Raw genomic sequence first — 23574 nt, 5'->3', positions numbered from 1 at the left:
ATCACTTATCAACTTCTGTAAATTTTTTAGATTCCCTCTTTTAATTTCCATTTGTCTTCCTTTTCCATGGGTTTAAATTGGATCTAAGGAGACATTTTATAGAAAACACATGACTATTATCCTGTTTTTTATGAAGAAAGAAAGCAATAAATGTAATTTTACTTGTAATCGTTTAGAATAGAAAAAGTGGAAATTTTATGTGCATATTCTCCTTAATTATTGGTCTGTGAAAGGAATTTATTATGAAAGTACAATCCACAAAATGTGGTGTATATGTCTTAAGCGATGTCTTAAGCGGTCTAGGAGTTGTTATCGTTTTCTTCTTATTTTTACTTAAGAACAGCGCTCTCTTTCTAGAAGAAGAATACGATCAAAATAAACCTGAAGCTGAGCTGACGGTCAATCAACATAACTATCACCTTCACAAAGGTTCTATTAACTGGTCAAACGGCTGTTCAACAACAAAAAAAGAAATAAATGTATATGATTTATATACATACATATCGCAGCAAAAAAGCATCCCATTGAAGCAGCAACAATTGGTTAAGCTCCATTTTTCCAACTTAGACGGCGCTTATATTCGTGATATGAGTGTGCATATATGGAAAAGTAACGGTGGAAAAACCAAGCTGTTTGTCAAAAATAATGAATTTAAAGTTCCTAAAAATCAAGGTTTATACGTTGTAGATATTGTGATTAACTCTACAAGAGGAACAATGCAATATGCGGCAAATGTACAAATACAGTAAGTTTTTATATGTTTAAGTTTGGTTGGGAAAATTGGATAAGAAAGCTCCCGTTGCAGGCAGGAAACGATGTATGGAATAAAAAACGATGAAAAAGAAGTATTGAAAATGTAGTGAAGTATTCAAAAAAATGCTTCTTTGACCAGCAAGGGTAGCAAAAGGCTAAAAGTCCCTAACTTTTTCAGAAAGTAATCCCACAAAAAAAAGAGAGCAATATGCTCTCTTTTTTTATAAAATGAAAAAGACGTCCACGCAGGACGTCTTTGATGCGTTTGTGGCGGGGACCGTGTGACCACATTCACACGTTTAGCTCGAAAGCATGTCCTTCGACTTACACAAATTAGCTCATCGCTTTATTAATATAACACTAGCAGCAGAAAAAAGCAATCAGTTTTTAAATAGTTTTTTCTATCTATACATATTTCCAGAGAATCCACAAAATAATATGCATGCGTAGCTATTCACTCTCCACATTTTTAGTCTATTTTAACCGCTGTACGAATACACTAATAGACCAACCTATGCGCAGTTTTTGAAAAAAGGATGTGAATAGCTTGTTTCAAATCACTGATTTCCCTGAATTTTCATGGTCATACTCTAGGCACAAAATGATCACACAGTGTAAACGAAAGTATGCATATCATTATTATGTCTCACACAATGGATGGCTTGACAGCGCTTCTGCACAGTCTCAGAGAGCTTATCGTTTAAAAAAGGTTTCTACTCTGTCTATGTATGCGGGACAAGCCGTGCGTCAAGTTATTACAGAGGCCATTTCTGACTATACATCTACACAGCTTGTCCCGAATGAACAGAACTTAGTCGAGAAAGTGCAGCAACTACTAAATAACGCACTGCGTGATTCTACTGACTATGGAGAGCTTTGGTATCATAAGCCTGCTCAGTATAAGATGCTTTTAGAATTCTACGAAAATGGCTATATTTCTAAAAAAGATCTTAAAGACATGCAAAAACGGGTACACATTTGTGTACATCACTTTTTACAAAGTAAATCGTTTTGCGACATGTTATCTTCACCTTTTTTGGAAGTAGAGTCTCATCAGTCGTTTCGTTCCATAAATGTGTATGATCATAAAGTATATGCGCCTTTTCATTCTCTTTTTAAAAATCCAACCACAGAAGAATTTACGATTGTTGATTGGAAAACAAGTAAACAAACAAAAGATGATTTGTTTCAACTGGCGATATACGCCCTCTACGTGCTAGCTGAATATAATATTTCTGTGGATCGGATAAAAGTCCGAAACGAATACTTGCTTTCAGGCAGCTCGCGTACGTATCAGCTTACCCTTCACGAAATTGAAGCGATTCTTTGGAAAATTGATACAAGCATTGATTATATGAAAACTTTTTTGGAACACTCAGAGGTAAATCAGCCTCTTCCGCTTGAGCATTTCCCTCAAGCAGATACGCCCGCTTCCTGTCACGGCTGTGCATTTAAAGAATTATGCCAAACCGGATAAAAACCACGTGGAAATCGTCTCTATTCTTTATCAAACTTTTTTATTGTCAAAAGAACCTTTGCTAGCATATAATTTGCATTAAGGAAACATTTTATACTTTATATAAAAAAATTAGCTTGGGCTATTTATTGTTCATCAAAGAAAGGAGCACTAGACATGAAAGATCAAAACGGCAGTAAAGCATTATCAGCTATGCAGCTAAGTGCTCAAGATGTATTGTCGGGTAAAACAAAAGGACTCAAGCGATTATTGCCCTTTTTAGGGCCTGCTTTTATCGCAGCGGTTGCCTATATTGACCCAGGGAATTTTGCTACTAACATTGCAGCGGGATCTCAATATGGATACATGCTGCTTTGGGTTGTGTTAATTTCTAACTTAATGGCTGTCTTAATTCAATCGTTATCGGCTAAATTAGGTATTGCAACTGGCTTGAATTTACCTGAGATAGCACAAGAACACTTCCCGTCGTTCGTTTCTATTGGGCTTTGGATACAAGGGGAATTGGTCATTATGGCGACGGATTTAGCGGAATTTATTGGAGCTGCTCTTGGAATTTATTTATTATTTCATATTCCTTTGTTCCCAGCTGCACTTATCGCAGCGGTAGGTTCCTTTGCTATTTTAGAATTACAAAGACGAGGTGTTCGACTGCTAGAAGCGGCTATTGCGGCGATGGTTTTTATTGTGGTGTTAGCTTTTGGGACTCAGATGTTTCTTGCGCATCCAGACGGCGCAAGTGTTGTCCACGGCTTATTTGTCCCTCAGTTTCATGGAACAGACAGCGTGTTATTAGCTTCTGGAATTTTAGGGGCTACAGTTATGCCACACGCGATTTATTTGCACTCGGCTCTTACGCAGCGCCGTGTGGTAGGCTCTACAGAAGCGGAGAAAAAAGCGATTTTTCGCTTTGAATTTATTGATATTGTTATTGCCATGATTATTGCTGGTGCAATCAATGCAAGCATGCTGATTGTAGCAGCCGCTCTATTCTTTAAAAACGGACTAAACGTTCAAGATTTGGACGTGGCTTTTACACAATTTGAACATTTAATTGGTCCTTTTGCAGCTATTGCGTTCGGGGTTGGATTATTATCTTCAGGACTTTCAAGCTCTTCGGTCGGAACGATGTCTGGAGACGTCATCATGCAAGGGTTTATTAAACGCAGAATTCCTTTATACCTTCGCCGTTTCATTACAATTATTCCGCCGCTTTTGATTATCGGACTTGGCGTAAATCCAACAAGCGCACTAATTGTCAGTCAAGTTATTTTATCGTTCGGAATTGCATTTGCGCTTGTACCTCTTATCATGTTCACAAGTAATAAAAAAATCATGGGCGGGTTGGTTAATCATAAAGCAACAACTACTGTAGCTTGGGTAATAGCTGCACTAGTCATTTGTTTAAATATCTTTTTGATTTATCAAACGATAGCATAGCAAACTAAACAACTTACCCAAATAGTGTTTTTTTAAGAAGAAAAAAGCAAAAAAAGAGACCTCAATTGTTAGGATGTATCTAACTTTTTGAGGTCTCTTTTTTATTATTCTTTTATTAAATGATAGCAAAAATGAAATAGACGAGAGTTCCAATAATAGCCGATAGCACTAAGTACCCCAATGGATATAAATAAGAGTAGCTTTCTTTACGGATTGAAAGAATACGGTCAACAATAAAAATAAGAATGACTCCCATCATTCCGAATTCAAACATTAAAAACCCAAAAATGGCGTGGAATATGAATGACATGATAAAATCAATTTTTTTACTACGTTCTTTTACAAAAGCACTGACTAATAAATCAACAATAACCGTACCTAACGTCCCCATTATTAAAAAGAAGGGTGTAAAGAATAAGAGGTATAAAGGAAATAAATCGATGAAATGCGGACTGTTTTGTTCAACAGAAAAATTGGGAATTGCCTCTTTTATACCTGGTATAAAACAAAAAAGCAAAGCGAAAAGAAAGGCAGCTATAATAGCCGCTGATAGTTTTCTATTTAAATGCATGTTTATAAGGCTGCTAGTAACTATTTTCTTCATGTTGTTCCTCCAATGACTAGTCTACATTCTATGCTACATGGTATTTATATAGGAATCAAGGATAAGATTGGTACACTGTGAAGAAAGAAGAAAATATGACTGAAGTCAGCCGGGTTGAGAACGGATGTAGGGCCCTCAGAGACTGCTGTGCTTATTTTTATAACAAAAAAGAGACGATTTCCGTCTCTTTTTTGTTTGTTAGTATTATGAATTTAGTTCATCTAAAATCGAATGCAATTCACTTAAATGGGTAATTTCATAAGTAGGAATGACTTCATTTCGCTCTTTATCATGACGATTAATCCATACAGATTTCATCCCAATGCGAGAAGAACCCAATATATCTGTCATTAAATTATCTCCAACCATAATTGCTTCATCTTTCTTTAGATCCATAAGTGATAAAGCATGGTCGAAAATAGATGGATCAGGCTTACCGCGACCAAATGCACCTGAAATCACAATCTCATCAAAATATGGAACTAGTTCTGATGTAATGTCTAATTTGGTATTTTGTAAGTCAGGTGAACCGTTTGTTAACAGTAACAGCTTGTACTTTCCTTTTAATTGATCAAGCACCTCAAACGTTTCTTCGTATACAAAAGGTGTTTTTCGGCGCTCTAACGGAAAACGCTCGGCTAGTTCCGCTCCAAAGGCATCATCATGAATTCCTAGTGCACGAAGGCCCCGAGTCCATGCTTCTTTGCGATAAGTAGGAACAATATCTTTCATTTTGCGGAATTCATCGTGATCGTCTAAAAAATTTCCCCATAACCCTTCAAATGGATTAATGCCAATCATTTGCGTAAATTCATAGGTTTCATACGAAGTATATAATTCTCTTGCTTCTTTACGCACTGCTTCTTCTAGTTCTTCAGGTTTTAGGTTATATTTCTCACTTGCATATGTACATGTTGCAACGAATGCTTCTTTTACGCTTTTTTGATCCCAAAGTAGCGTGTCATCTAAGTCGAAAAATACTGCTTTAATCATGGATGTGTGTACCCCCTACTGTTTTTGAAAAAGTTTAACTATTCTTACACTAGATTACAAGGATACACACAATAAGTCTAGTGTATTTGCAATTTATTCTGTAAATTTATTTTTATAAAGTGTCACCTTTACAAACAAATTTACAGAAATAAAAACAGCTGATATAATCACAGCATGTATGTATGCAGGAGGTTTTATATGGAATCGTTAGAAGAAATATTCGGCATTCCCACAGTTCGTACAAGTAAGCGCTTAAGCAGAGCAGTTGCCGCACGCTTGCGCCCTTTTGGGATTACGCCAGAACAGTGGACCGTTTTAAAACGCGTATCAGAAGCTGAATATAGTACGCAGAAACAATTAGCTGAGCGAGCAGATAAAGATCAAGCGACGCTGACTAAAATTTTAGATTTACTAGAAAAACAAAATTGGATTCAGCGTATCAGAAATCCAGAAGATCGCCGCTCGTTTTTTATTCAAATAACTGAAGATGGCTTGGACTTAAAAACAGAAGTGGTGCCTGCTGTAGAACAATTATTTTTCGAATTAACGTCCGAATTAAACGAGCAGCAGGTAAAGATTTATACCGACACTTTACAAAAACTTGAATACCGCGCTGAACAACTACTTCAAGACTCAGAAGACATACGTTAAATACCCAAAACCCCACAGCTAACATTCTGCGGGGTTTTACACGTAGTTGGCAATGCACAGTACTTCTTTAATTTTTGAAATCACTTGTTTGGTTTCATCTGTTAAAGAGGTGAATTTAAAAGCGATGGATTCTGCATTTGGATTAATGAAGGGTTCTTTGTTCGTGTCTTTGCGGTAGTCTTCAATTTGTTCTAAACAATATTTTAAAATAAACGATAAGTTCGCACGTCGAAATCTTAAACTGACAGTAGAAGGCCATCTTTTTTGAAACTGATTGCTTCCCTCATACTGAATCGCTCCGATGTAGCGTTCTCCCGATAAAAAAGACTCTTTGCTTCGGTATAGTTGAACGGTTTGGGCTGTTCCGCTCCAGTCAATATAAATACCTGCTGTTTCGCAAACTTCGTATATGTAATGAAAAAGCTCCGTTACTTCTCCGAAATGGTAGTGAAGCGGATGTTTAGCCGTCATAAGTAGCTCCCTCCTTTACCGACTTTCTACCATTATATTGTAGGAAAAGTAACTTATTCATTTATACAACTTATTTCATATGCATAAGCAGTATAAATGAAAATATATGTGTTTTTAGTTTACATAAAAATATTATAAGTAATTAGCGATAGCCGGATTTCCGAAACGCGTCGTATACCGTATCCTCTTGAAGTTTTTCAAGATAAACGTTCGTTGTAGCAATGGAAGAATGCCCTACTACTTGCTTCACAACCGCAAGCGGAACGTCATTAGCTAGACTGTTTGTAATAAAAGTATGACGAAACCAATGAGGAGAAATAGATGCGTTTCCTTTTACTTTATAAACAGCTGATTTAATCGTTCGATACAAAGTTGTATAGGACAATCGCTTCTTTTCGCCCGTACGATAGTACTCTTTAATGGAGTAAAAAAGCGGTTCGGTATCAAAAGGACTTAGTTCGGGGGTTTCATTTAACGCTTGCCGGTAAGCGAAAAGCGTTTCTTTCACATCGTCAAACATGGGAATAGTTCGTTCTTTTTTTCCTTTACCAATCACATCTACAACAAGATTTCCGCGTCGGTCTTCGCGAAAACTTCCCCAATTTAAACCAAGCAGTTCACTTGAACGCATTCCACTCATATACAAAAGCATTCCCATTAATCGATTTCGTGCTTTGAATTCCTTTTCATGCTGGCGAATGCGCACGACAGATTCTAACGCATTTACAATCACCTGTGCTTCGCGGTCGGTTAGCTCTCGGTACTCGGTACGATTTTGTTTTTCCTTGTCGCTATAATGTCCTTTTGCAATAGATGGTTTTTCAATCCACGTGGTATACAGCGAAGGATAAAAATGAGTAGCGTGTCCAAACTCTAGCATTCTTCTAAAAAATTCTAGTTTTCTTGCGGCAGTACGATTTGCATATTGATTCATCATTTCTTCATTAAATAATTTGACTTCCATAAATCCAATCGATTTTAATGTAATCTCTCGTTCATAGAAAAAAGACAAGATCGTTTTCATGTCTTGATTGTAAGATCGTATCGTATGAGGAGAAAGTGATTTTTTTACAATACGCATCAAAAAAAAGAGCTGAATAAATTCTTCATCTGAAACGTGCTTTAAATTCAAGTTATTATCTTCATCTAGCAACTCTGCCTCTTCCCATTGCTCTTTTAGCTGTCGAAATGAATTTTTCGCAGGCGACAATTCAAATTCTTCCATTTTTTCCCTCCTTATTATCGAAAACAAAGATATACCTTTTAAACGAACCAAAATTAAATATAATGAACTTTTCTTAATTCCCGATAAATACCATTAAAAGTTTCGAAAAACCTTTTAAAACTCAATTTGAAACGCCTTTTTTCAATATTCCCAATATAAATATCCATTATATGTAAAAATATCCCTATTTTCTGCTTGTTACTTTACTTTATCATATAAACGCTTGATAAGGAAGAGTTATCTTGCGTTAGTTGACTAAAGCGTTTTACTCTGTGTTAAACAGTAATGTTTTGAGAACACTATTAGAAATTTAGGTAATAATTGGAGGTACCGACTTTGGATAATCAGAAAATTAGATTGACGTCCTCAGAAATTACAAGTTTATGGGCACAATACATTCAAGACACCATGTCCGTTTGTATTAGCAAATATGTGTTGGCAAAGGTTAAAGGATCCAGAGGTTTACTCTCTTTTCGAATTTACTTTAGGACTAGCTGAAAAGCATTTAAATGTGCTTACAAATATTTTTAAAGCTGAAAAGTTAGATTTGCCGATTGGCTTTACTGATAAAGATGTAAATCTAGATGCTCCCCCTTTGTTTACGGACACCTTTTGGTTAGTATATATACACGAAATGACTATGCACGGATTAGCCGGATATAGTATATCTTTTAGTGTTTCAGCACGCAAAGATATACATGACCATTATTATCAATGCAATATTGATGCGATGGATCTTTATAATAAATCTATTGAAATTCTTATATCGAAAGGTATTTATCAACGATCTCCCTACTTTTCTACAACAGAAAGAGGTCAATCGATTATAGAATGGGGATACGTTATGGATCTATTCGGAGACAAAAGACAGCTGAACTCAATGGAAGCTGGAAATATTTATTTTAACTTAAAAAAGAGTATTGCAGCTAAAGCGCTTGTAAATGGCTTTAAACAGGTAACTAAAGATAAAGATATCCATAGCTTTATGGATGAGTGTTTGCATACATCCAGTAAGAATATAAACATTTTTTCTTCATTACTTCAAGAAGAAAATCTGCAGTCTCCACGCTTGTTGGATGCTGAAATTACAAATTCTGACGTAGCACCTTTTTCTGATAAACTAATGGTGTTTCATGCAGGATTTTTGTTTCATTTAGCTACTACGTATTATGCTGCGGCTATAATAACTAGTATGAGAATAGATGTAGCCGCACATTGTAATGCTTCTATTTTTATTTTAGGGATTTAAAAACCATCTCTTCTTTTGGACGAATAATGATCAAAAAAGGATGGATAGAAAAACTGCCAAGAGCAGATGATCGGAAAGAATTATCTTAATAGCCTGCGAACCTCTTTTATACTATCTGTAAATAAAAAACATCACGCAGAGCGTGATGTTTTTTAAATTGATTCAATTTTAGTCAGGTGCAGCTGTTTATTGTTGTAGGAAACGGTATAGGTTCGATAATACTCTTTTTCTTGACTTTGACCGTTCGTTGTAATTGAAATGACTTCTTTTGTTCGGATTGTATAGACCGCTTCACTTTCTTCTTCATTCACGGATTCAACGTCTAATACCGAATAATCAACGAGTTCTTCTCGAATGTCTCTTTCATACAGCATTTTCACAAGCTGCTTTTGATCATTCCATAAAACACTATCCCGCTGGATATAAGGCTGTACGTGTTCAAATTTATTCGTGTTAATGGACTTTGTTAAATCTCGCAAATAATGTTCGATAAAAATATCTGCTGTTTCTTGATCAACTTTTTGGATATTTTTTAAATTAAAATCTTTTTCTTCCTTCTCTTCTTTTTCTTTTTCATCTTCTTTAAAATCGTCGATTCGCTGAGAACTGTTTTTGCTAATGGCATATTTTTCATTGTTCTCTTTAAAAACCAAGATTTCTTCCTTTTCCCCTTTTTCATTTGTACGGGTGGTTTCGCCTTGGTATGAAATATCACTAGAAGGATTAATTGACTTCACGTATTCGATATATTCATCGGCCGTAATGTTGAGGTATTTTTGATGATAGGTGACTTCATCCCATTCATTTAACTTCCATTGCTTATTTACGTATTTGAAATTCATGTAGATGGTCAGTCCACCGCTTCCTTCTTTACTAATTGGCTCAATGGCCGACACGGAAAATTGCCCACCATGGTTGTTAATAAGTTCAAAGCGAATAAGGTGAGTTACATCAGGAAAAAAGCTCATATTACATTCTTTGCAGTAATAGTTAGTAGAGATACTCTTTAACTTTGTTGCAATCAAAGACGATGTCGCGTATGGCGTTAGCGCTTTTTTTAGCGTTTCATAATCAGCTGGGTTAGATTCATTTTCCCATTCATACTCTTCGCCTAACTCTTTGTAGGTACTTGAAATTTTGTTCATCGTCTCAACCGCAGTTTTTTCTGCTTTTTTTTCTGATACAAGGTCAGGCTGAAGAGATGACTTAGCTTGATCTTTTGGGATCACTTCATCTGAGGAAGGTTCGGTTGGTTTGGATAACTTAACTGTTTCTTTTTCTTCACAGGCCGTCAAAACCATTAGTAGCAGTAGAACGAATGCAATCGTCCATTTTTTATGCATAAGGTGTCCTCCTCAATGCCGAATTTAGTATGTTTTTAAAATGATCTTTAATTCTCAAACGTATCAAGCACGTAATCACCGCTTGGAATTCCCCACTTCGCCTTTTTATTTTGGTCTGTTTTAGCAAGTAACGAAATGGAATTTTCTTTTAGCGTAATGACAATTGTTCCTTTATTTCCTTGTCCATCATTTTCATATTTAATGGCTGCTTGGTTATTTTTAAAGCGAATATTTTTTTGTTCAACGATTGACACGCGGATTTTGCTAGGTGGCTGGTACGAATTTATTTTAATCGTCGCTTCCGAGTTGGATGTAGCAAGAAATTGAATGATAGGAGATCCGTTATCATTGCCAGTAGTCCATTTTCCATCGTAGTCGTGTAAATCTGTTGTTTGTGTAGTGGGAGTTTCAGTGCTTGGATTTGGGTTAGATGAAAAGTCGAACGGCTCTACACTCGATAACTTTAACGTATCGTTTTGGTAAACGGCTGTATAAAGGCGGTCGCAAACTTTGCTATAAGGATCTTTACCTGGCTGCTTTAATAAGCTTTCCTCGTGGGTTTGTATTTTGAACACATGGTTAGGCTCTTCATACCAATTGACAATATGAAACGTTTGCTTCTTCTGCTCAATGCCTTGTCGTGTGAAATTTTCAACAAGAAGGTTCTGCTCTTTATAAAAAGAACTGTCCGCTTTCAAAAAAGCTTTTATATCATTAAAAGAGTTGTCATCAATTGCTTTTCCGAACGCTGAAAAGTAATCAGTCATCCAGGCTGTAATAAATTTCCCGTTCATTGCTTCTTTATTCAAATCAATTGATTGAATGCTTTCTACCTGTGTTTTTGGTTCATTTAGTACTTTTTTTGCATCTTTTTCTACTATCATTGTATTTCCGTCTTTTATTGTTTCTTCTTGCTGACAGGCTGATAACAGAATAGATGAAACAACCGTGATAATGATTGTATTACGTTTGTTCATCATAATTGCCCCTTCTTTATCTAATATAAATGTATGTATATTCTTCCAACAAACAGACCTAGTATATCATTCTACAAAAAAACGCTCAACCCTTTAATTTCACAAGAAAAACGGCTTGCCTTTACAGCGAGCCGTTTTTCTTCTTATTTAATAGATGCTTCTTGATATGAATTGGCTGCTTCTTTTTTAAGCTGTCTAGAACCATAAAAGACATAGTAAATAATTGAAAGAAGGAAAATTCCAAGAATCACATAAATTAAAGGTAGAGAAACACCAAACAACATTAAATTTGTCGTAAGAACACTGTATTTTATGATGCTGTATAAGCACAGAATCCCTAATACTAAGGCAATGCTTGGCACTACCGGGTAATTCACTTTAAAAGGTCGAGATAGGTTAGGTTCTTTTTTGCGTAAAATAAAGAGAGAAACTAAACTGATACAGTACATCATCATCGCTCCGAATACCGATAAGATAATAAGTGCATTCGCAAACGTTGCAGATCCTGCGCAAATCACACCGATTGCTCCCGGAATCAACAGGCCGCCGACAGGAACTCCTTTTTTATTAGTTTTAGCAAGAAATTTAGGGAAGTAACCATCTCGTGCGAGCGCATAGGTTTGTCTTGAAAACCCCATGATGATTCCATTTAAACTAGCAATCAATCCGAATAATCCAATAATAGCAACAACCGTTGAAATACCATTTCCGTATACAGAAGACAGCGCCTGTGGAAGTGGATAATCGGCTAGCTTTCCGCTTCCTCCGCCAAGTCCTGCTGTTACAAATAGCGTAAATAACGTTGCGGTTGCCAGAGTAATAATCGCTCCAATAAACCCTTTAGGGATATTTTTCTTAGGGTTTTCCACTTCTTCCGCCGCCATAGCTCCGCCTTCTATTGCTAGATAAAACCAAACAGCGAATGGAATAGCTGCTAGTACCCCTGTTGGACCGTTAATAAATGAGTGATCATTAAAAATATTCGATGTTTGTACATGAGGTAAACCAGCTACATAAAAAATAGATAAACCAATTAGTGCAACAATGGTAGCTGTAAGCTCAATCACTGCTACTTCTTTTACCCCGATTAAATTTAGTAAAACAAAGAAAATAAAGGCGCCTACCGTTGCATATACAGGATTAACAGCTGGAATAAGAAAGTGTAGATATGCTCCTGTTGATACCGCAATAGCAGGAGGAGCAAAAATAAATTCAAGCAAGCATGCGATTCCTGCGATATATCCGCCGAAAGGTCCAAGTGCCCTTCTTGCATAAGCTGAAGGTCCGCCGGCTTGTGGGATAGATGTTGAAAGCTCTGCATAGCTGAACATAAACGTCGTATAAAACACGGTTACAATCAAGGTTGCGATTGCAAGTCCAATAATCCCGCCTTGTTCAAACCCGTAATTCCACCCAAAATATTGTCCTGAAATAACCATCCCGACTGAAATAGCCCATAAATGAATAGGTTTTAATTGTTTTTGTAACGCCATATCTTCTCCTCCTTTTGATGTTTAGACAATAAGATGTACACCGCTTGTTTGCTGCTTGATCATTTTGTCAATCATGGTACCGATATGTGCGGCTGCCTCAATCGGAGGCGTTCCTCTTCTATGAATATTAGAAATAACCATACGATCAGACTCTTTTTTGCCTTTGCTAGGTTCATAGCACATGTAAGCACTCATTGATTCGGCACTGACAAGTCCAGGTCGCTCTCCAATCAATAACACAAGTGCTTTTGGCTTTATGATCTCGCCAATTTCATCCATACATGCAACTCGTCCTCCTTTTACAAAAAAAGAAGTCCCGACACGAAGCCCATATGACTGCAGTGAATCAATTAAAGCAGGATACACGTCGCTTATGTTTTCTTCGATTGCCTTGGCGCTCAGTCCATCTGATACCACTACTTGTACATCAGGCTGCTGAACGCAGTTTTTAAAAATCTCTTTCTTAGCGTTATCTGCTAATAATCTTCCTTGATCCGGTCGTTTTAAGTAATGTTCTTTCGACTCCACGCGTGTATTCACGGAGAAAAGGTTAAACTCAGATAAAATATCTTGTGAAACTGCTCCGTATACAGAGTCTACGGCTGCGGCATGATCCGTACGAAAAGATAAAACATCTTTGGTTAGCGGCCTTGTTCCTGTACGGCCGACACCAATGCGGGCAGGGGTAAATTGTTTAAGTGTTTCAAGCGGATTGCGATTTGACTTTGGTATCATAGTAAGCACCTTCCTTAAATCAAATTCATAAAAATAGTTGGGTCTCCAGCTCTAGATGTAAAGCGTCCGTTTTCCATAATACCCTGATCTTCAAGCCACCTTTGAAATAAAGGAGTTGGGGTACGTTCTAACACATGACGTACCGTTGCGATATCATGATAACTAAGGGACTGGTAGTTTAACATGCAGTCATCAGCCATGGGCACTCCTATTACAAAGTTCACTCCAGCTGTTCCTAGAAGCATACTTAAATTATCCATATCATTTTGATCAGCATCCATATGGTTGGTGTAACATACGTCTACTCCCATAGGCAGGCCGTGCATTTTGCCCATAAAATGATCTTCTAACCCAGCTCGTAGGACTTGTTTGCTGTTATATAAATATTCAGGTCCGATAAATCCGACAACTGTGTTAACTAAGAAAGGCTTGTAGTGACGAGATAAGCCGTAGCATCTAGCTTCAAGTGTTACTTGATCAATATTATAGTGAGCTTCTGCTGACAATTCAGAACCTTGTCCTGTTTCAAAATACCAGCGATTTGGACCTTTTGCTGTACCTTTTTCATGAATTAACGCTGTAGCTTCATCGAGCATAGACAATGAAATTCCAAATGAGTCATTACCGGCTTCTGTGCCTGCCAAACTTTGAAAAATCAAGTCAGCGGATGCTCCTTTTTCAATTGCTCTCATCTGACTCGTTACATGTGATAATACACAGTTTTGAGTAGGGATTGACCATTCATTGATTATATTTTTTGTTTCATTTAAAAGTGCGTAGATATTATCCGTTGTGTCAATAACTGGGTTAATTCCGATAACCGCATCGCCAATTCCATAGCTTAATGCTTCATATAAGGATGCTCTCATTCCTTTTAAGTTATCTGAAGGGTGATTAGGCTGAGCTCTTGAAGCCAATACTCCTTTTTGGCCGATAGTCGTTTGACAAGTGGTTTGGACTTCTATTTTGGCAGCTCCTTGAATTAAATCTAAATTGGACATAATTTTAGTAGCCGCCGCAATCATTTCGCTGCTTAATCCTTTGCTAAGTGCAAGAATATCTTCTCCGCTATGTTGATCGGATAAAATGTATTCTCTCAAATCCCCTACTGTCCAATTTTTAATAATATCGTAAACCGATGAATCAATCTGACTTTCGATTAACGCCGAGACGTTGTCTTCATCTGCGCTGAGTAGCGGGTAATTTCGAATATCAGCGAGCGTGATATTCGCTAGGACTTGTTTGGCTGCCATTCGTTCTTTCATTGACTCAGCACTAACTCCTGCTAGCTGATCTCCAGAACGTTCTTCATTTGCTTTGGCCATGATTTCTTTTAAGCTATAAAATGAAAATGTTTCTCCTAATAATCGTGTAGTTTTAAACATCGTTTCCTCCTTGTATATGTAGTTGATTATGACGAAAAAGCGAGTGTTTTAACAGAAACAGAGATCGCTTCTCCCGCTACTGGTAACCCTAGGTCGATATAATCTCCATGTGTAAAATCAATTTGATCTAAACAGATAATTTCTAACTCTTTCTTCTGTTTAGCCAGTGCTTGTCCTAAAGCTTTTGCAATATCTTGCTCGCATAGAACAACGAGGCATTTAGCTCCTTTAAAACAAGTAATAAATTCAGCACTTATTATTTTTGCTAATTCTTGAAGCATCTTATAGCTGCAGTATGGAAAATGAGACAAAGCAATAGCAGCGGGAGGGTCTTCTGCGCTGAAAATAGTTGAAGCATGCATACATGCCGTTCGAGCTCTTTTTTGAAACAGCTGCGGATTCCACTCCTTTTCTTGCTGAACGGGTATCTCCATAATCGGAATATTTTTCAGCGGCAGCCGTTTAGACCCAATGTATATGGTTGATCCGCTAACTTCTGTATTTTGCATGCCGGCCCCAATTACAGTAGCGCGCGTTGTTTCAGCGGCTTGAGATACGTATATTGATTGAATATGATACGCTAGCAACGGACCGATATCTCCGTGTACGGCCACTTCCTTCACTGTTTTTGGCTTTTGTTTCTTCATCATTGCTCCTACTCCTCCTGAAACCATGATTGTTTCTGGCTGGATAGAAAATCTTGTATGAGGGGAAACGAGCAGCGAAGAGGTTTCTTTAAGTGCTCTTACATAATTCAAGGTTTCTTCAGCTAGTAATTGACAGATAGATGAAAGCTGTTCAAATGTGGCTTTTTCGCCTTCTCGTAGCATCAAGGAATTATTTTTTAAAAATTCAGTTAAATAAGGCGAGACGTAGGTTACAAAACCTTCTGAATTCAGACGAATTAACCTTCCACCTACATGCAGTGTAAACGTTTCTATCACTTTTCCGTTTTGACATAAAGCGATGTTAGCAGTGCCTCCTCCTACATCAATATTGGCAATTACTTGATTTGTTTCAGCAGAACGTTCGATTGCTCCTGATCCTTTTGCTGCTAATATCCCTTCCAAGTCGGCACCAGCTGTTGCAACAACAAAATTCCCAGCATGTTCGGCTAGATAGTGAACAATACTTTCTGCATTTTGCTTCCGAGCAGTTTCTCCTGTGATGATGACAGCACCCGCCTCCACTTGATCTAAGGAGATTCCTGCTTTTTTGTACTCTTTTTCTAGTAGTACTGTTAATCTTTGAACATCGATTTCAACGTCGTCTACCATAGGTGTGGTATAGATGGAACTTGCATACGTTACGCGACGATCAATAATTTGACAGCCTGGCAGCGTAAACTGATTTTGTTCATTTGCTATTAACAGCTTGCTTACAATCAGTTTGGTTGTGCTTGTTCCAATATCTAAACCTATGCTCGTTATCCATTTCTGTAGCATACTATCAATCCCTTATCTCGTTTGAATATGGTGATTATCATAAAACAGTTTTTTGAATATTTCACTAACTATGTTATCAAACCTGACACACTTTTGTGTAAACAAAGGTGACAAATGACAAAAAAGACTAAATCTTGGTAGATTTAGTCTTTTTTATTATGAGTGCGATTTAGTTACAATCATTCTTGATGCGGATGGAATCAACAGTGAAAGAATGATTAAGCAGGCTATTAGTGATCCTACCATTGAAATACCGTTCATTGAAAAAGAATACCACAGAGCGGACATGCCCTTTGGTGCATATGATCCCCAGAAAATAATACCAGCAATAAAGTGCCAGAAATAACGTGCGAAGCTGCCGATAATAAGGGATAAAACAATTAAAACAAAAGCTTTTGATCTGTTATTGTTAGCTAAATTTGTTTTAATAGATTGTGAAAAAATACCTCCAAAACCTATAAAAGCAAAAGCAACAATATATTCAATAAATGTTTGCAGCGCCGTTAAAATGTAAGCCGTTCCTGTTGCCAACTGCAAAAGCCCCCATAATAGACCAGATAGAGCCCCGCCTTTTACTCCCCAGCGAAAGCACATAATAAAAATGGGCACCATGGAGAACGAAATACTCACAGCCGTTGCAATTTTAAGGGAAGGCAAAAGATCAAGTAGAAGTGCCAATGCTGCAAAAATAGCTATTTCAATTTTAGCTTGTAAAGGTAATGCTTTATTCACGTTTCTCACCCCTGTTTTTGAATCATTCATATCAAACGGTTTACACAGGAGTAAGCAAATATATGCTACTATTCCCACATTCCTACGCTAGCGTTAACTAACAGGTTCTAAGGGTCTGAACAATTTGTTCACTCTCAGCACGGCGGCTCCCCCTGTGGTACGTTCGGATATTTATGTAGTATAAGAACAATATTTATTATACCATACGTTACAAAATAGATTCGATAGATTTCAAAGATGTTTCTATTTTCTGAATCTATTTTTTATAATGACAATCGTTTTAGTATTTGATATACTTCTTTTATGTCAATTGAATATAAAAAACCCTCATCCTAATCGATGAGGTAGAGGTCGCAGTTTTTAATAGTAAAGTAACGGAAATGCAGAGAACATTGATGATGTTGCTTGAAAGGAAAAATTGCCGAAGTTTAGATCACTTCTCGGTTGATTTAAGCTGGGACTGTCTCCGAACAGGAACAGAACTGTCACATCATGCGAGTGATGTGAAGAGCTATCTTCACGGAAGGTTGACGCGGTTTTCAGATTAAAAAGCGCGCACATATACTGCGGGCTTTTTTTATGTTATTCCGTCTCTTTCCGTACATTCGAAAGGAGTATTTATCTATGCAAGAGCAGCAAGAATTAAAACGTGGGTTGAAATCTCGCCACTTAACGATGATTTCATTAGGAGGAGCCATTGGAACCGGCTTATTCCTAGCAAGTGGTGGAGCAATTCACACAGCAGGACCTGGGGGAGCACTTTTAGCTTACGCTATCATTGGCGTAATGGTTTACTTTTTGATGACCAGCCTGGCGGAGCTCGCAGCTTATATGCCTGAAGCTGGTTCGTTTAGTACGTATGCGTCTCGGTTTGTAGATCCATCCTTTGGTTTCGCTCTCGGCTGGAACTACTGGTATAACTGGGCTATTACGATTGCAGCTGAATTATCCGCTGGAGCCCTTATTATGAAATTTTGGTTCCCGAACTCTTCTTCTATTTTATGGAGCGCCCTCTTTTTATTAATTATGTTTGGGCTTAACTACCTTTCTGTAAAGGGATTTGGTGAATCTGAATTTTGGTTTTCTTTAATTAAAGTAGTAACGGTTATCATCTTTTTAGTTATTGGTATTATGATGATTTTTGGTATCTTTAACAATGAAGCACCAGGTTTTAAAAACTTCACACTTGGTGATGGACCCATTCACGGTGGATTCTTTACTGTACTAGGTATTTTTATGGCTGCTGGTTTTTCATTCCAAGGAACAGAGCTGCTTGGAGTCGCAGCGGGAGAAAGTGAAGATCCGGAAAAAACGGTTCCTCGCGCAGTTAAACAAGTCTTCTGGCGCATCTTGTTATTTTATATTTTAGCTATTTTTGTTATCGGAATGCTTATTCCATACACAGCTGATTCATTAGCAAGTGATGACGTGCGAGTAAGTCCGTTTACTCTAATATTCGAACGAGCAGGTCTGGCGTTTGCAGCATCAGCTATCAATGCCGTTATTTTAACAGCCGTTTTATCTGCTGGTAACTCAGGTATGTATGCTTCTACGCGTATGCTGTGGAACTTAGCGAAAGATGGAAAAGCACCAAGGTTCTTAGCAAAAGTTAATAAACGAGGCGTTCCGGTTAATGCTTTAATCGCAACGGCACTTGTCGGTACACTTGCATTTGGTGCTTCATTTTTTGGAGACGGAGCGGTATACACATGGTTACTTAACGCTTCTGGTATGTCTGGTTTTATTGCTTGGTTAGGAATTGCGATTAGCCACTATCGTTTTAGAAGAGCATTTGTTGCTCAAGGTCATGATTTAAGTGAACTTCCATATCATGCGAAACTTTTCCCATTTGGCCCTATCTTTGCATTTATTTTATGTGCCGTTGTTATTTTAGGCCAAAACTATTCGGCGTTTATGGGTGACTCGATTGACTGGTACGGTGTACTTGTTTCTTATATCGGACTTCCTTTATTCTTAATTGTTTGGTTAGGATATAAATGGACGAAAAAGTCGAAACTTATCCCTTTAAAAGAATGCCAAGTAACAGTGAAAAAGTACGAATAAAAAAAGCTCTCTATTCTTTTGAATAGAGAGCTTTTTTTATTTGAGTTGATCAGCAAAATGAAGAGATATATAGGCGGGTTGGTTTTTCATAACTAGCATATAACCTTTGAGGGGACGATTAGAGTAATCGGCAGCTTCTATATAGTAAATACGCTGAATTAACCTGCTTAAATGGGTTACAAAAGATGGAAGTTGATGATTAGGAATGGTTTGGATGTAATCTATAATTTCTTGTTTGGTTTGAAGGCCTGAATGGGTACATTCTAACAGATGAAAAAGCGGATCTGCTGCTATAGTAGATAGTTCAGAATTGTGTTTGATTCTATTCAGTTGAATGTGCAGTTCTTTTTCAGACCACCTTTTCGGGACAACTTTTAGATGTTGATATTGAAAATGTGTATTCATGATAGCTAACACCTTTCGTATTAAAATAATAAAATGACTTATTATTTTAATAACCTTTACACATGAAACTGAAACGTTGCAATGTGTAAAGGTGTCATACATCTTATAAAATAAGCTGATAAAAAAGAACATCTTGCCACTGATTAAATTTCCAGCCTACTTCTTTAAATTCTCCGCAAAACGTAAAATTAAATTGTTCATGCATTTTGATACTGATATCATTCCCTTTTGTAATCCCTGAAATGACAACATGATGGTTAAGTTCTTTAGCCAATTCCAAAATGCGTTTCATAAGCTGTTTTCCAATGCCATGCCCTTGTTGATTTTTATCAATATAAATCGATAACTCTACCGTTTGAATGTACGCTTCTTTATCTCGATACGATGAAAGCGAAGCATAGCCTGCTACTACCCCATCTATTTCCGCAACAATAAGTGGAAATAGTTCATCGCTAATATGGTTATTAAACCAACCTCTTCTTTGTTCTACTGTTACAGGCGTTAAGTCAAAAGTAGCAGCACTTGTTTGAACGGACTGATTATAAATTTCAACAAGCATAGGTAAATCTTCTTCTTTAGCATAACGAATAATCATATGTACAAACTCCTTATAGTATAGAATTATCTTTATTTTACTTCTTTTAAGAAACATAATCTACATAAAAAACCGATGTGCGCATGCACATCAGCTATTGTTTTGAGCATATTGAAAAGTTTGAAGGACTTGAAGGGTCTCTTTTGTAGAAACGACTGTTGCAAACTCTTTGTGCAAAGAAGACAATGCGAATGTATGTACATCTTCTGCATGCAGCCTTGTTTTTCCATCGTAGGATATACAATCAAAGCAAGCTGTTGCATCGTTCACAACATACGTCCTATACCCTAGATTTCCAGCCATGCGGGCAGTCGTAGAGACGCAGTGATTAGTAGTTAGTCCTATTAAGATGAGCGTATCATAGCCATTTGCTTTTAAATAACTATCTAGCTCTGTTCCAATGAAGCAGCTGTTCACGTGTTTGCGAATTAAGTATTCGTCTTCTTGTGGGCCAAATCCTTCTTTGAACTGAAATCCCTTTGAACTTGGATGTAAAGGAGAATCAGGATTTTCTGATGCATGCTGCACGTGAATGACAGGGTAATCTTGGCGCCTCCATGCTTGCAGTAGCGTCATCATATGTTTTTCTGCATCTAAATTGTTTCTTTTCCCCCACTGGGGTGAATAAAACCCTTCTTGTACATCGATAAGTAGTAACACTGGTCGGGAACGTAGCATAAGCATCATCTTCTTTCATCTTTATTTTAAAATGGAAATAACGTATGTGCATCCATCAGGACCGGCTTTTGAAGAATGAACGGTTTGTTTCGGTAAATGTATCCGATCTCCTGCGTGACATAGAACCGTATCACGTTCAACTGTAAAGTAAATAGACCCTTCAAGTATATGAAGAATTTCATCAGTTGGATGCGTATGAGACGGATGGGTTTGAAAAGCAATATCGTGCTGTACTTCAACGTATCCAGTATACGCCGGGAGCAGCTCTTTAATTACTTCTTCAAACTTTCCGCCAACTCCTTTTTTAATAGAGGCTTTTTTTACGTCCATGCTGCTCACTCCTTTTTAATTTAAACGGACACTGTCCGGTAGTATAGTTATTATCATCGTGTAAAAAATATTGCTTCCACTCTCGATTTCCCTGCTGCCCATACCATCCTAATTCAGGGTGAGCTGATACGTCATCATATGTTTTTAACCGATCGCGGACGACCTTTTGTACGTGCTGCCCTATTTTTGAATCTCCTGTCATACCTTCAAACACCCACCGAGGCTGAAATGTAATCATAAATCCTCTGCTCTTACGGCTTTTACGTAAAGAATGAGCAGGCGTATTACAGACAACAAAAATAGGTTCTCCGTGAAAGCAAAATTCCCATAATGCATCTTTTGGGTCTTTTGGAATGTCTTGCGGCCATTTCTTTTGATCAATTTGATGAAGAAACGTCAGCGTATCCCAAAACATCGTTTCATATTCTTCCATTGAGCGTTCTTTATGTTCAGGCTTAAAGAATAACACAAAGGATGTATAGCGACCTATGGCCTTAAACGTATCTATGTATTCTCTAAGTGCCGATGCTGCATGCCTAATATCTTGATAGTTATAAGGAGTAGTCACAAATGAAAAACGCAGTAAATCTTTTTTAAAGCCTTCTACCCCTAATATACAGGGAAATGGAGTTTCTACTGATAATATATCGCTTTGGAAATATTGAAAAGCATCTTTTCCCCAAAACGGGACATGCGTTGACTCTAAAATCTCATTGGCTCGAAAAAGCATTTTTGATGCCATTAAAACCCTCCTTATGGAACTCAACGTTACATGTGTATTAAAGAAAAGAAAGTTTATGAGCATTTTTAACTAAATGCCGCTTCTAAATTATAAAACTCTAATCTCTCTATATATAAGTTACTATTGGACAAGTTAGAAAGGAGGCTATGTTTGTGGAGTGGTTTTTGATCGCTATAAAACAAATAATTTTGGGTATTAGTCTCACAGCACCGGTAGGTCCAATTAATATAGAGATGATTAAAAGAGGTTTGACAAAAGGATTTTGGGCTTCTTGGCTAGTTGGTTTAGGAGGCATGACGGCCGATATTTTATTTATGCTCCTCATTTTAATAGGGTTAACGCCTTTTGTTCAGATTCAGGCTGTTACTGTTGCCCTGTATGCAACTGGCTTTGTCATGTTCACATTTATTGGCTTTCAAAGTATGAAACAAGCTGTCTCTCGTTCCTTTTCAGTTGATGTAAATAAACCCTCTACTAAAAGAGATAAGTCGTTTTTTACAGGTTTCTTAATTGCTCTTACGAACCCTTTAAATATTGTGTTTTGGTTTGGTGTATTTGGGTCAAGCTTAAGCGAAAGCCTTCAAAGTCAAACGTGGCTATCTGTCTTTTTTCACAGCTTCTTTATTATTTTTGGCATCATTCTTTGGAATTTAAATATTGCCAGCAGCATTCATTTTACAAGAAGTTTATCACGCCTAAGCTTCTTCGCTTCATTACGTTAGTTGCCGGTCTTTTGCTTTTTCTATTTGGCTGCCAATTCGGTTTTAAATGTGTATCCTTACTTATAGGCTGAGCTTTTAGCGATGAGTTCAATAAGAGTATCATTTACTTTCTCACGTTCATCATAAAAAAGGCCGTGTCCACTATTTTCAAATGGAATAAGGGTAGAAAATGAAATATGACGATTCATTACTTTTGCAAGATCAAATGGACAAATTTGATCTTTTTTTCCGTGTAATATATATGTCTCAGCGAAAATTTGACTCAAATCTTCCCGTAAGTCTTCGTCTCGTAAAGACACCGCAGTTTTAATCGTTCCATGACCAGATGCCTCTAAACCTAAATCTTGAAACCATCCTCTAAAAGCTGAGCTGATGGGCTGACTAAAAAACTTTTCCCCAAAATCTTCAAGCATGTTAGGGCGATCTCTATACGTATTTTGAATAATTGTATTTACTTCCGCAGCAGGAAGTCCATATGGAAAATCAGTTTTTTGGATGAAGCTTGGAGCCGCTGCCCCTAATAAAATTAACTTCTTCACGCCATATCCTAAATGTCTGCTCATATATCGAATGGCAATGGCTCCCCCCATAGAAAAGCCTACTAGCGTATAATTTTTAAGTCCCACCCTTTCTACTAACATGCGAATATCATCCGCTAATTGATTGTAAGAATAGCCGGTGAAAGGCGCATCCGATTTTCCGAATCCGCGAAGATCAGGAGCGATACATCGAATACCGTAGGCCGGCAACGTTGTAAATTGATATTCGTACATTTTAGCATTAACAGGCCACCCGTGAAGGAAAAGAACTGGTTCCCCTTTTCCAATATCCTGAACAAAAAGTTTAGTTTTAGGAGTTACGTGAATAAAATAGCTCATATATAACACCTCCTAGATATTCCTTTATATATATGTTTAGGACAATTTGAACATTCAAAAGTTTCTTGGAGGCTTGTGTAGGAAATATAGGAGGTTTATTTGGGATAAAGAGTAGGGAATTCTTTTCATATTGTTTATTTAGAACATAGTTTATTTTAAAAATATTAGACAAAAAAAGTAGTAAAGCTTT

At 37.2% G+C, this 23574-nt stretch carries 24 protein-coding genes, 1 pseudogene and 2 riboswitches; of the genes and pseudogenes, 8 read left to right on the top strand and 17 right to left on the bottom strand.

Features of this window, described 5'->3' with window-relative positions; all coding sequences use genetic code 11:
• Window positions 1-242 precede the first annotated feature (242 nt).
• The 3 genes from M3225_RS11475 to M3225_RS11465 all read left to right on the top strand — a co-directional run bounded on the left by M3225_RS11475 (window position 243) and on the right by M3225_RS11465 (window position 3667).
• Window positions 243-749, top strand: coding sequence for a hypothetical protein (locus tag M3225_RS11475; RefSeq protein WP_251393364.1), 507 nt, complete (start codon window positions 243-245; stop codon window positions 747-749).
• A gap of 551 nt (window positions 750-1300) precedes the next feature.
• Complete coding sequence (locus tag M3225_RS11470) at window positions 1301-2230, top strand: PD-(D/E)XK nuclease family protein (protein WP_251393363.1); 930 nt, start codon at window positions 1301-1303, stop codon at window positions 2228-2230.
• Between the two features lie 156 nt (window positions 2231-2386).
• Window positions 2387-3667: an Nramp family divalent metal transporter gene (locus M3225_RS11465; RefSeq protein WP_251393362.1), complete on the top strand. Its 1281-nt coding sequence runs from the start codon at window positions 2387-2389 to the stop codon at window positions 3665-3667.
• A 115-nt stretch (window positions 3668-3782) separates the two neighbouring features.
• Here M3225_RS11465 and M3225_RS11460 read toward each other — a convergent pair whose 3' ends face one another.
• Both M3225_RS11460 and M3225_RS11455 read right to left on the bottom strand, forming a co-directional pair.
• Window positions 3783-4271, bottom strand: coding sequence for a hypothetical protein (locus tag M3225_RS11460; protein ID WP_251393361.1), 489 nt, complete (start codon window positions 4269-4271; stop codon window positions 3783-3785).
• 204 nt (window positions 4272-4475) lie between these two features.
• The gene (locus tag M3225_RS11455; RefSeq protein WP_251393360.1) at window positions 4476-5264 is read right to left on the bottom strand and encodes an HAD family hydrolase; all 789 of its coding nucleotides are present in this window, start codon (window positions 5262-5264) and stop codon (window positions 4476-4478) included.
• A 198-nt stretch (window positions 5265-5462) separates the two neighbouring features.
• Here M3225_RS11455 and M3225_RS11450 point away from each other — a divergent pair, with 198 nt between their 5' ends.
• The gene (locus M3225_RS11450; protein ID WP_251393359.1) at window positions 5463-5915 is read left to right on the top strand and encodes a MarR family winged helix-turn-helix transcriptional regulator; all 453 of its coding nucleotides are present in this window, start codon (window positions 5463-5465) and stop codon (window positions 5913-5915) included.
• 36 nt (window positions 5916-5951) lie between these two features.
• Here the strand turns inward: M3225_RS11450 and M3225_RS11445 are convergent, their stop codons facing one another.
• Window positions 5952-6386 (bottom strand): hypothetical protein, encoded by a 435-nt coding sequence (locus M3225_RS11445; protein WP_013083346.1) that lies wholly within the window; start codon window positions 6384-6386, stop codon window positions 5952-5954.
• A 142-nt stretch (window positions 6387-6528) separates the two neighbouring features.
• The gene (locus M3225_RS11440) at window positions 6529-7611 is read right to left on the bottom strand and encodes a tyrosine-type recombinase/integrase (protein WP_251393358.1); all 1083 of its coding nucleotides are present in this window, start codon (window positions 7609-7611) and stop codon (window positions 6529-6531) included.
• A 321-nt stretch (window positions 7612-7932) separates the two neighbouring features.
• On the opposite strand from M3225_RS11440, the gene M3225_RS11435 reads away from it, so the two are divergent.
• Entirely contained in the window at window positions 7933-8109 is a 177-nt protein-coding gene (locus tag M3225_RS11435) for a DUF3231 family protein (protein ID WP_308215733.1), read from the top strand.
• A gap of 13 nt (window positions 8110-8122) precedes the next feature.
• Window positions 8123-8860, top strand: coding sequence for a DUF3231 family protein (locus M3225_RS11430; RefSeq protein WP_374109820.1), 738 nt, complete (start codon window positions 8123-8125; stop codon window positions 8858-8860).
• 152 nt (window positions 8861-9012) lie between these two features.
• Here the strand turns inward: M3225_RS11430 and M3225_RS11425 are convergent, their stop codons facing one another.
• The 7 genes from M3225_RS11425 to thiT form a co-directional block, all read right to left on the bottom strand.
• Window positions 9013-10203, bottom strand: a complete 1191-nt coding sequence (locus M3225_RS11425) for a TcaA NTF2-like domain-containing protein (protein WP_251393356.1) — start codon at window positions 10201-10203, stop codon at window positions 9013-9015.
• Between the two features lie 47 nt (window positions 10204-10250).
• Window positions 10251-11180 carry a TcaA NTF2-like domain-containing protein gene (locus tag M3225_RS11420; RefSeq protein WP_251393355.1) on the bottom strand — a complete coding sequence of 310 codons (930 nt, stop codon included), beginning with the start codon at window positions 11178-11180 and terminating at the stop codon, window positions 10251-10253.
• 143 nt (window positions 11181-11323) lie between these two features.
• The gene (gene eat / locus M3225_RS11415) at window positions 11324-12673 is read right to left on the bottom strand and encodes an ethanolamine permease (RefSeq protein ID WP_028408364.1); all 1350 of its coding nucleotides are present in this window, start codon (window positions 12671-12673) and stop codon (window positions 11324-11326) included.
• A 21-nt stretch (window positions 12674-12694) separates the two neighbouring features.
• On the bottom strand, window positions 12695-13408 hold the full coding sequence (gene eutC, locus M3225_RS11410) for an ethanolamine ammonia-lyase subunit EutC (RefSeq protein ID WP_251393354.1): 714 nt from the start codon (window positions 13406-13408) through the stop codon (window positions 12695-12697).
• A 14-nt stretch (window positions 13409-13422) separates the two neighbouring features.
• Window positions 13423-14793 (bottom strand): ethanolamine ammonia-lyase subunit EutB, encoded by a 1371-nt coding sequence (locus M3225_RS11405; RefSeq protein WP_251393353.1) that lies wholly within the window; start codon window positions 14791-14793, stop codon window positions 13423-13425.
• A gap of 26 nt (window positions 14794-14819) precedes the next feature.
• Window positions 14820-16238: an ethanolamine ammonia-lyase reactivating factor EutA gene (locus tag M3225_RS11400; RefSeq protein ID WP_251393352.1), complete on the bottom strand. Its 1419-nt coding sequence runs from the start codon at window positions 16236-16238 to the stop codon at window positions 14820-14822.
• A gap of 156 nt (window positions 16239-16394) precedes the next feature.
• Window positions 16395-17000: an energy-coupled thiamine transporter ThiT gene (thiT, locus tag M3225_RS11395; protein WP_251393351.1), complete on the bottom strand. Its 606-nt coding sequence runs from the start codon at window positions 16998-17000 to the stop codon at window positions 16395-16397.
• A gap of 32 nt (window positions 17001-17032) precedes the next feature.
• A riboswitch (TPP riboswitch) is annotated at window positions 17033-17133 on the bottom strand.
• Window positions 17134-17307: 174 nt separating this feature from the next.
• Window positions 17308-17492: riboswitch (Lysine riboswitch) on the top strand.
• 102 nt (window positions 17493-17594) lie between these two features.
• On the opposite strand from thiT, the gene M3225_RS11390 reads away from it, so the two are divergent.
• The gene (locus M3225_RS11390; RefSeq protein ID WP_013057233.1) at window positions 17595-19034 is read left to right on the top strand and encodes an amino acid permease; all 1440 of its coding nucleotides are present in this window, start codon (window positions 17595-17597) and stop codon (window positions 19032-19034) included.
• Between the two features lie 36 nt (window positions 19035-19070).
• Here the strand turns inward: M3225_RS11390 and M3225_RS11385 are convergent, their stop codons facing one another.
• The 5 genes from M3225_RS11385 to M3225_RS11365 form a co-directional block, all read right to left on the bottom strand.
• A complete protein-coding gene (locus tag M3225_RS11385) occupies window positions 19071-19439 on the bottom strand; it encodes a hypothetical protein (protein ID WP_251393350.1) in 369 nt (122 codons plus the stop codon).
• A 103-nt stretch (window positions 19440-19542) separates the two neighbouring features.
• Window positions 19543-20034, bottom strand: coding sequence for a GNAT family N-acetyltransferase (locus M3225_RS11380; RefSeq protein WP_251393349.1), 492 nt, complete (start codon window positions 20032-20034; stop codon window positions 19543-19545).
• Between the two features lie 90 nt (window positions 20035-20124).
• Window positions 20125-20712 (bottom strand): cysteine hydrolase family protein, encoded by a 588-nt coding sequence (locus M3225_RS11375; RefSeq protein ID WP_251393348.1) that lies wholly within the window; start codon window positions 20710-20712, stop codon window positions 20125-20127.
• 21 nt (window positions 20713-20733) lie between these two features.
• Window positions 20734-21042: a cupin domain-containing protein gene (locus M3225_RS11370; RefSeq protein WP_251393347.1), complete on the bottom strand. Its 309-nt coding sequence runs from the start codon at window positions 21040-21042 to the stop codon at window positions 20734-20736.
• Window positions 21017-21784: a YqcI/YcgG family protein gene (locus M3225_RS11365; protein ID WP_251393346.1), complete on the bottom strand. Its 768-nt coding sequence runs from the start codon at window positions 21782-21784 to the stop codon at window positions 21017-21019. Before M3225_RS11365 ends, M3225_RS11370 begins: the two co-directional genes overlap by 26 nt.
• 146 nt (window positions 21785-21930) lie before the next feature.
• On the opposite strand from M3225_RS11365, the pseudogene M3225_RS11360 reads away from it, so the two are divergent.
• A pseudogene (locus M3225_RS11360) lies at window positions 21931-22577 on the top strand (LysE family transporter).
• Here the strand turns inward: M3225_RS11360 and M3225_RS11355 are convergent.
• Window positions 22563-23384 (bottom strand): alpha/beta fold hydrolase, encoded by an 822-nt coding sequence (locus tag M3225_RS11355; RefSeq protein ID WP_251393344.1) that lies wholly within the window; start codon window positions 23382-23384, stop codon window positions 22563-22565. The pseudogene M3225_RS11360 and the gene M3225_RS11355 sit on opposite strands and share 15 nt — an antisense overlap.
• Window positions 23385-23574 lie beyond the last annotated feature (190 nt).

Source organism: Priestia aryabhattai (genome assembly GCF_023715685.1).
Taxonomy (GTDB): domain Bacteria; phylum Bacillota; class Bacilli; order Bacillales; family Bacillaceae_H; genus Priestia; species Priestia aryabhattai_B.
The sequence above is the reverse complement of the archived record's forward strand: the minus strand, read 5'-3'. Positions and strand labels throughout refer to the sequence as shown.

Bases quoted from the DNA above. Each gene is read 5' to 3' on its own strand.
- M3225_RS11475 (WP_251393364.1), top strand. From the start codon at position 243: ATGAAAGTACAATCCACAAAATGTGGTGTATATGTCTTAAGCGATGTC.
- M3225_RS11465 (WP_251393362.1), top strand. From the start codon at position 2,387: ATGAAAGATCAAAACGGCAGTAAAGCATTATCAGCTATGCAGCTAAGT.
- M3225_RS11460 (WP_251393361.1), bottom strand. From the start codon at position 4,271: ATGAAGAAAATAGTTACTAGCAGCCTTATAAACATGCATTTAAATAGA.
- M3225_RS11455 (WP_251393360.1), bottom strand. From the start codon at position 5,264: ATGATTAAAGCAGTATTTTTCGACTTAGATGACACGCTACTTTGGGAT.
- M3225_RS11450 (WP_251393359.1), top strand. From the start codon at position 5,463: ATGGAATCGTTAGAAGAAATATTCGGCATTCCCACAGTTCGTACAAGT.
- M3225_RS11445 (WP_013083346.1), bottom strand. From the start codon at position 6,386: ATGACGGCTAAACATCCGCTTCACTACCATTTCGGAGAAGTAACGGAG.
- M3225_RS11440 (WP_251393358.1), bottom strand. From the start codon at position 7,611: ATGGAAGAATTTGAATTGTCGCCTGCGAAAAATTCATTTCGACAGCTA.
- M3225_RS11425 (WP_251393356.1), bottom strand. From the start codon at position 10,203: ATGCATAAAAAATGGACGATTGCATTCGTTCTACTGCTACTAATGGTT.
- M3225_RS11420 (WP_251393355.1), bottom strand. From the start codon at position 11,180: ATGAACAAACGTAATACAATCATTATCACGGTTGTTTCATCTATTCTG.
- eat (WP_028408364.1), bottom strand. From the start codon at position 12,673: ATGGCGTTACAAAAACAATTAAAACCTATTCATTTATGGGCTATTTCA.
- eutC (WP_251393354.1), bottom strand. From the start codon at position 13,408: ATGATACCAAAGTCAAATCGCAATCCGCTTGAAACACTTAAACAATTT.
- M3225_RS11405 (WP_251393353.1), bottom strand. From the start codon at position 14,793: ATGTTTAAAACTACACGATTATTAGGAGAAACATTTTCATTTTATAGC.
- M3225_RS11400 (WP_251393352.1), bottom strand. From the start codon at position 16,238: ATGCTACAGAAATGGATAACGAGCATAGGTTTAGATATTGGAACAAGC.
- thiT (WP_251393351.1), bottom strand. From the start codon at position 17,000: ATGAATGATTCAAAAACAGGGGTGAGAAACGTGAATAAAGCATTACCT.
- M3225_RS11390 (WP_013057233.1), top strand. From the start codon at position 17,595: ATGCAAGAGCAGCAAGAATTAAAACGTGGGTTGAAATCTCGCCACTTA.
- M3225_RS11385 (WP_251393350.1), bottom strand. From the start codon at position 19,439: ATGAATACACATTTTCAATATCAACATCTAAAAGTTGTCCCGAAAAGG.
- M3225_RS11380 (WP_251393349.1), bottom strand. From the start codon at position 20,034: ATGATTATTCGTTATGCTAAAGAAGAAGATTTACCTATGCTTGTTGAA.
- M3225_RS11375 (WP_251393348.1), bottom strand. From the start codon at position 20,712: ATGCTACGTTCCCGACCAGTGTTACTACTTATCGATGTACAAGAAGGG.
- M3225_RS11370 (WP_251393347.1), bottom strand. From the start codon at position 21,042: ATGGACGTAAAAAAAGCCTCTATTAAAAAAGGAGTTGGCGGAAAGTTT.
- M3225_RS11365 (WP_251393346.1), bottom strand. From the start codon at position 21,784: ATGGCATCAAAAATGCTTTTTCGAGCCAATGAGATTTTAGAGTCAACG.
- M3225_RS11355 (WP_251393344.1), bottom strand. From the start codon at position 23,384: ATGAGCTATTTTATTCACGTAACTCCTAAAACTAAACTTTTTGTTCAG.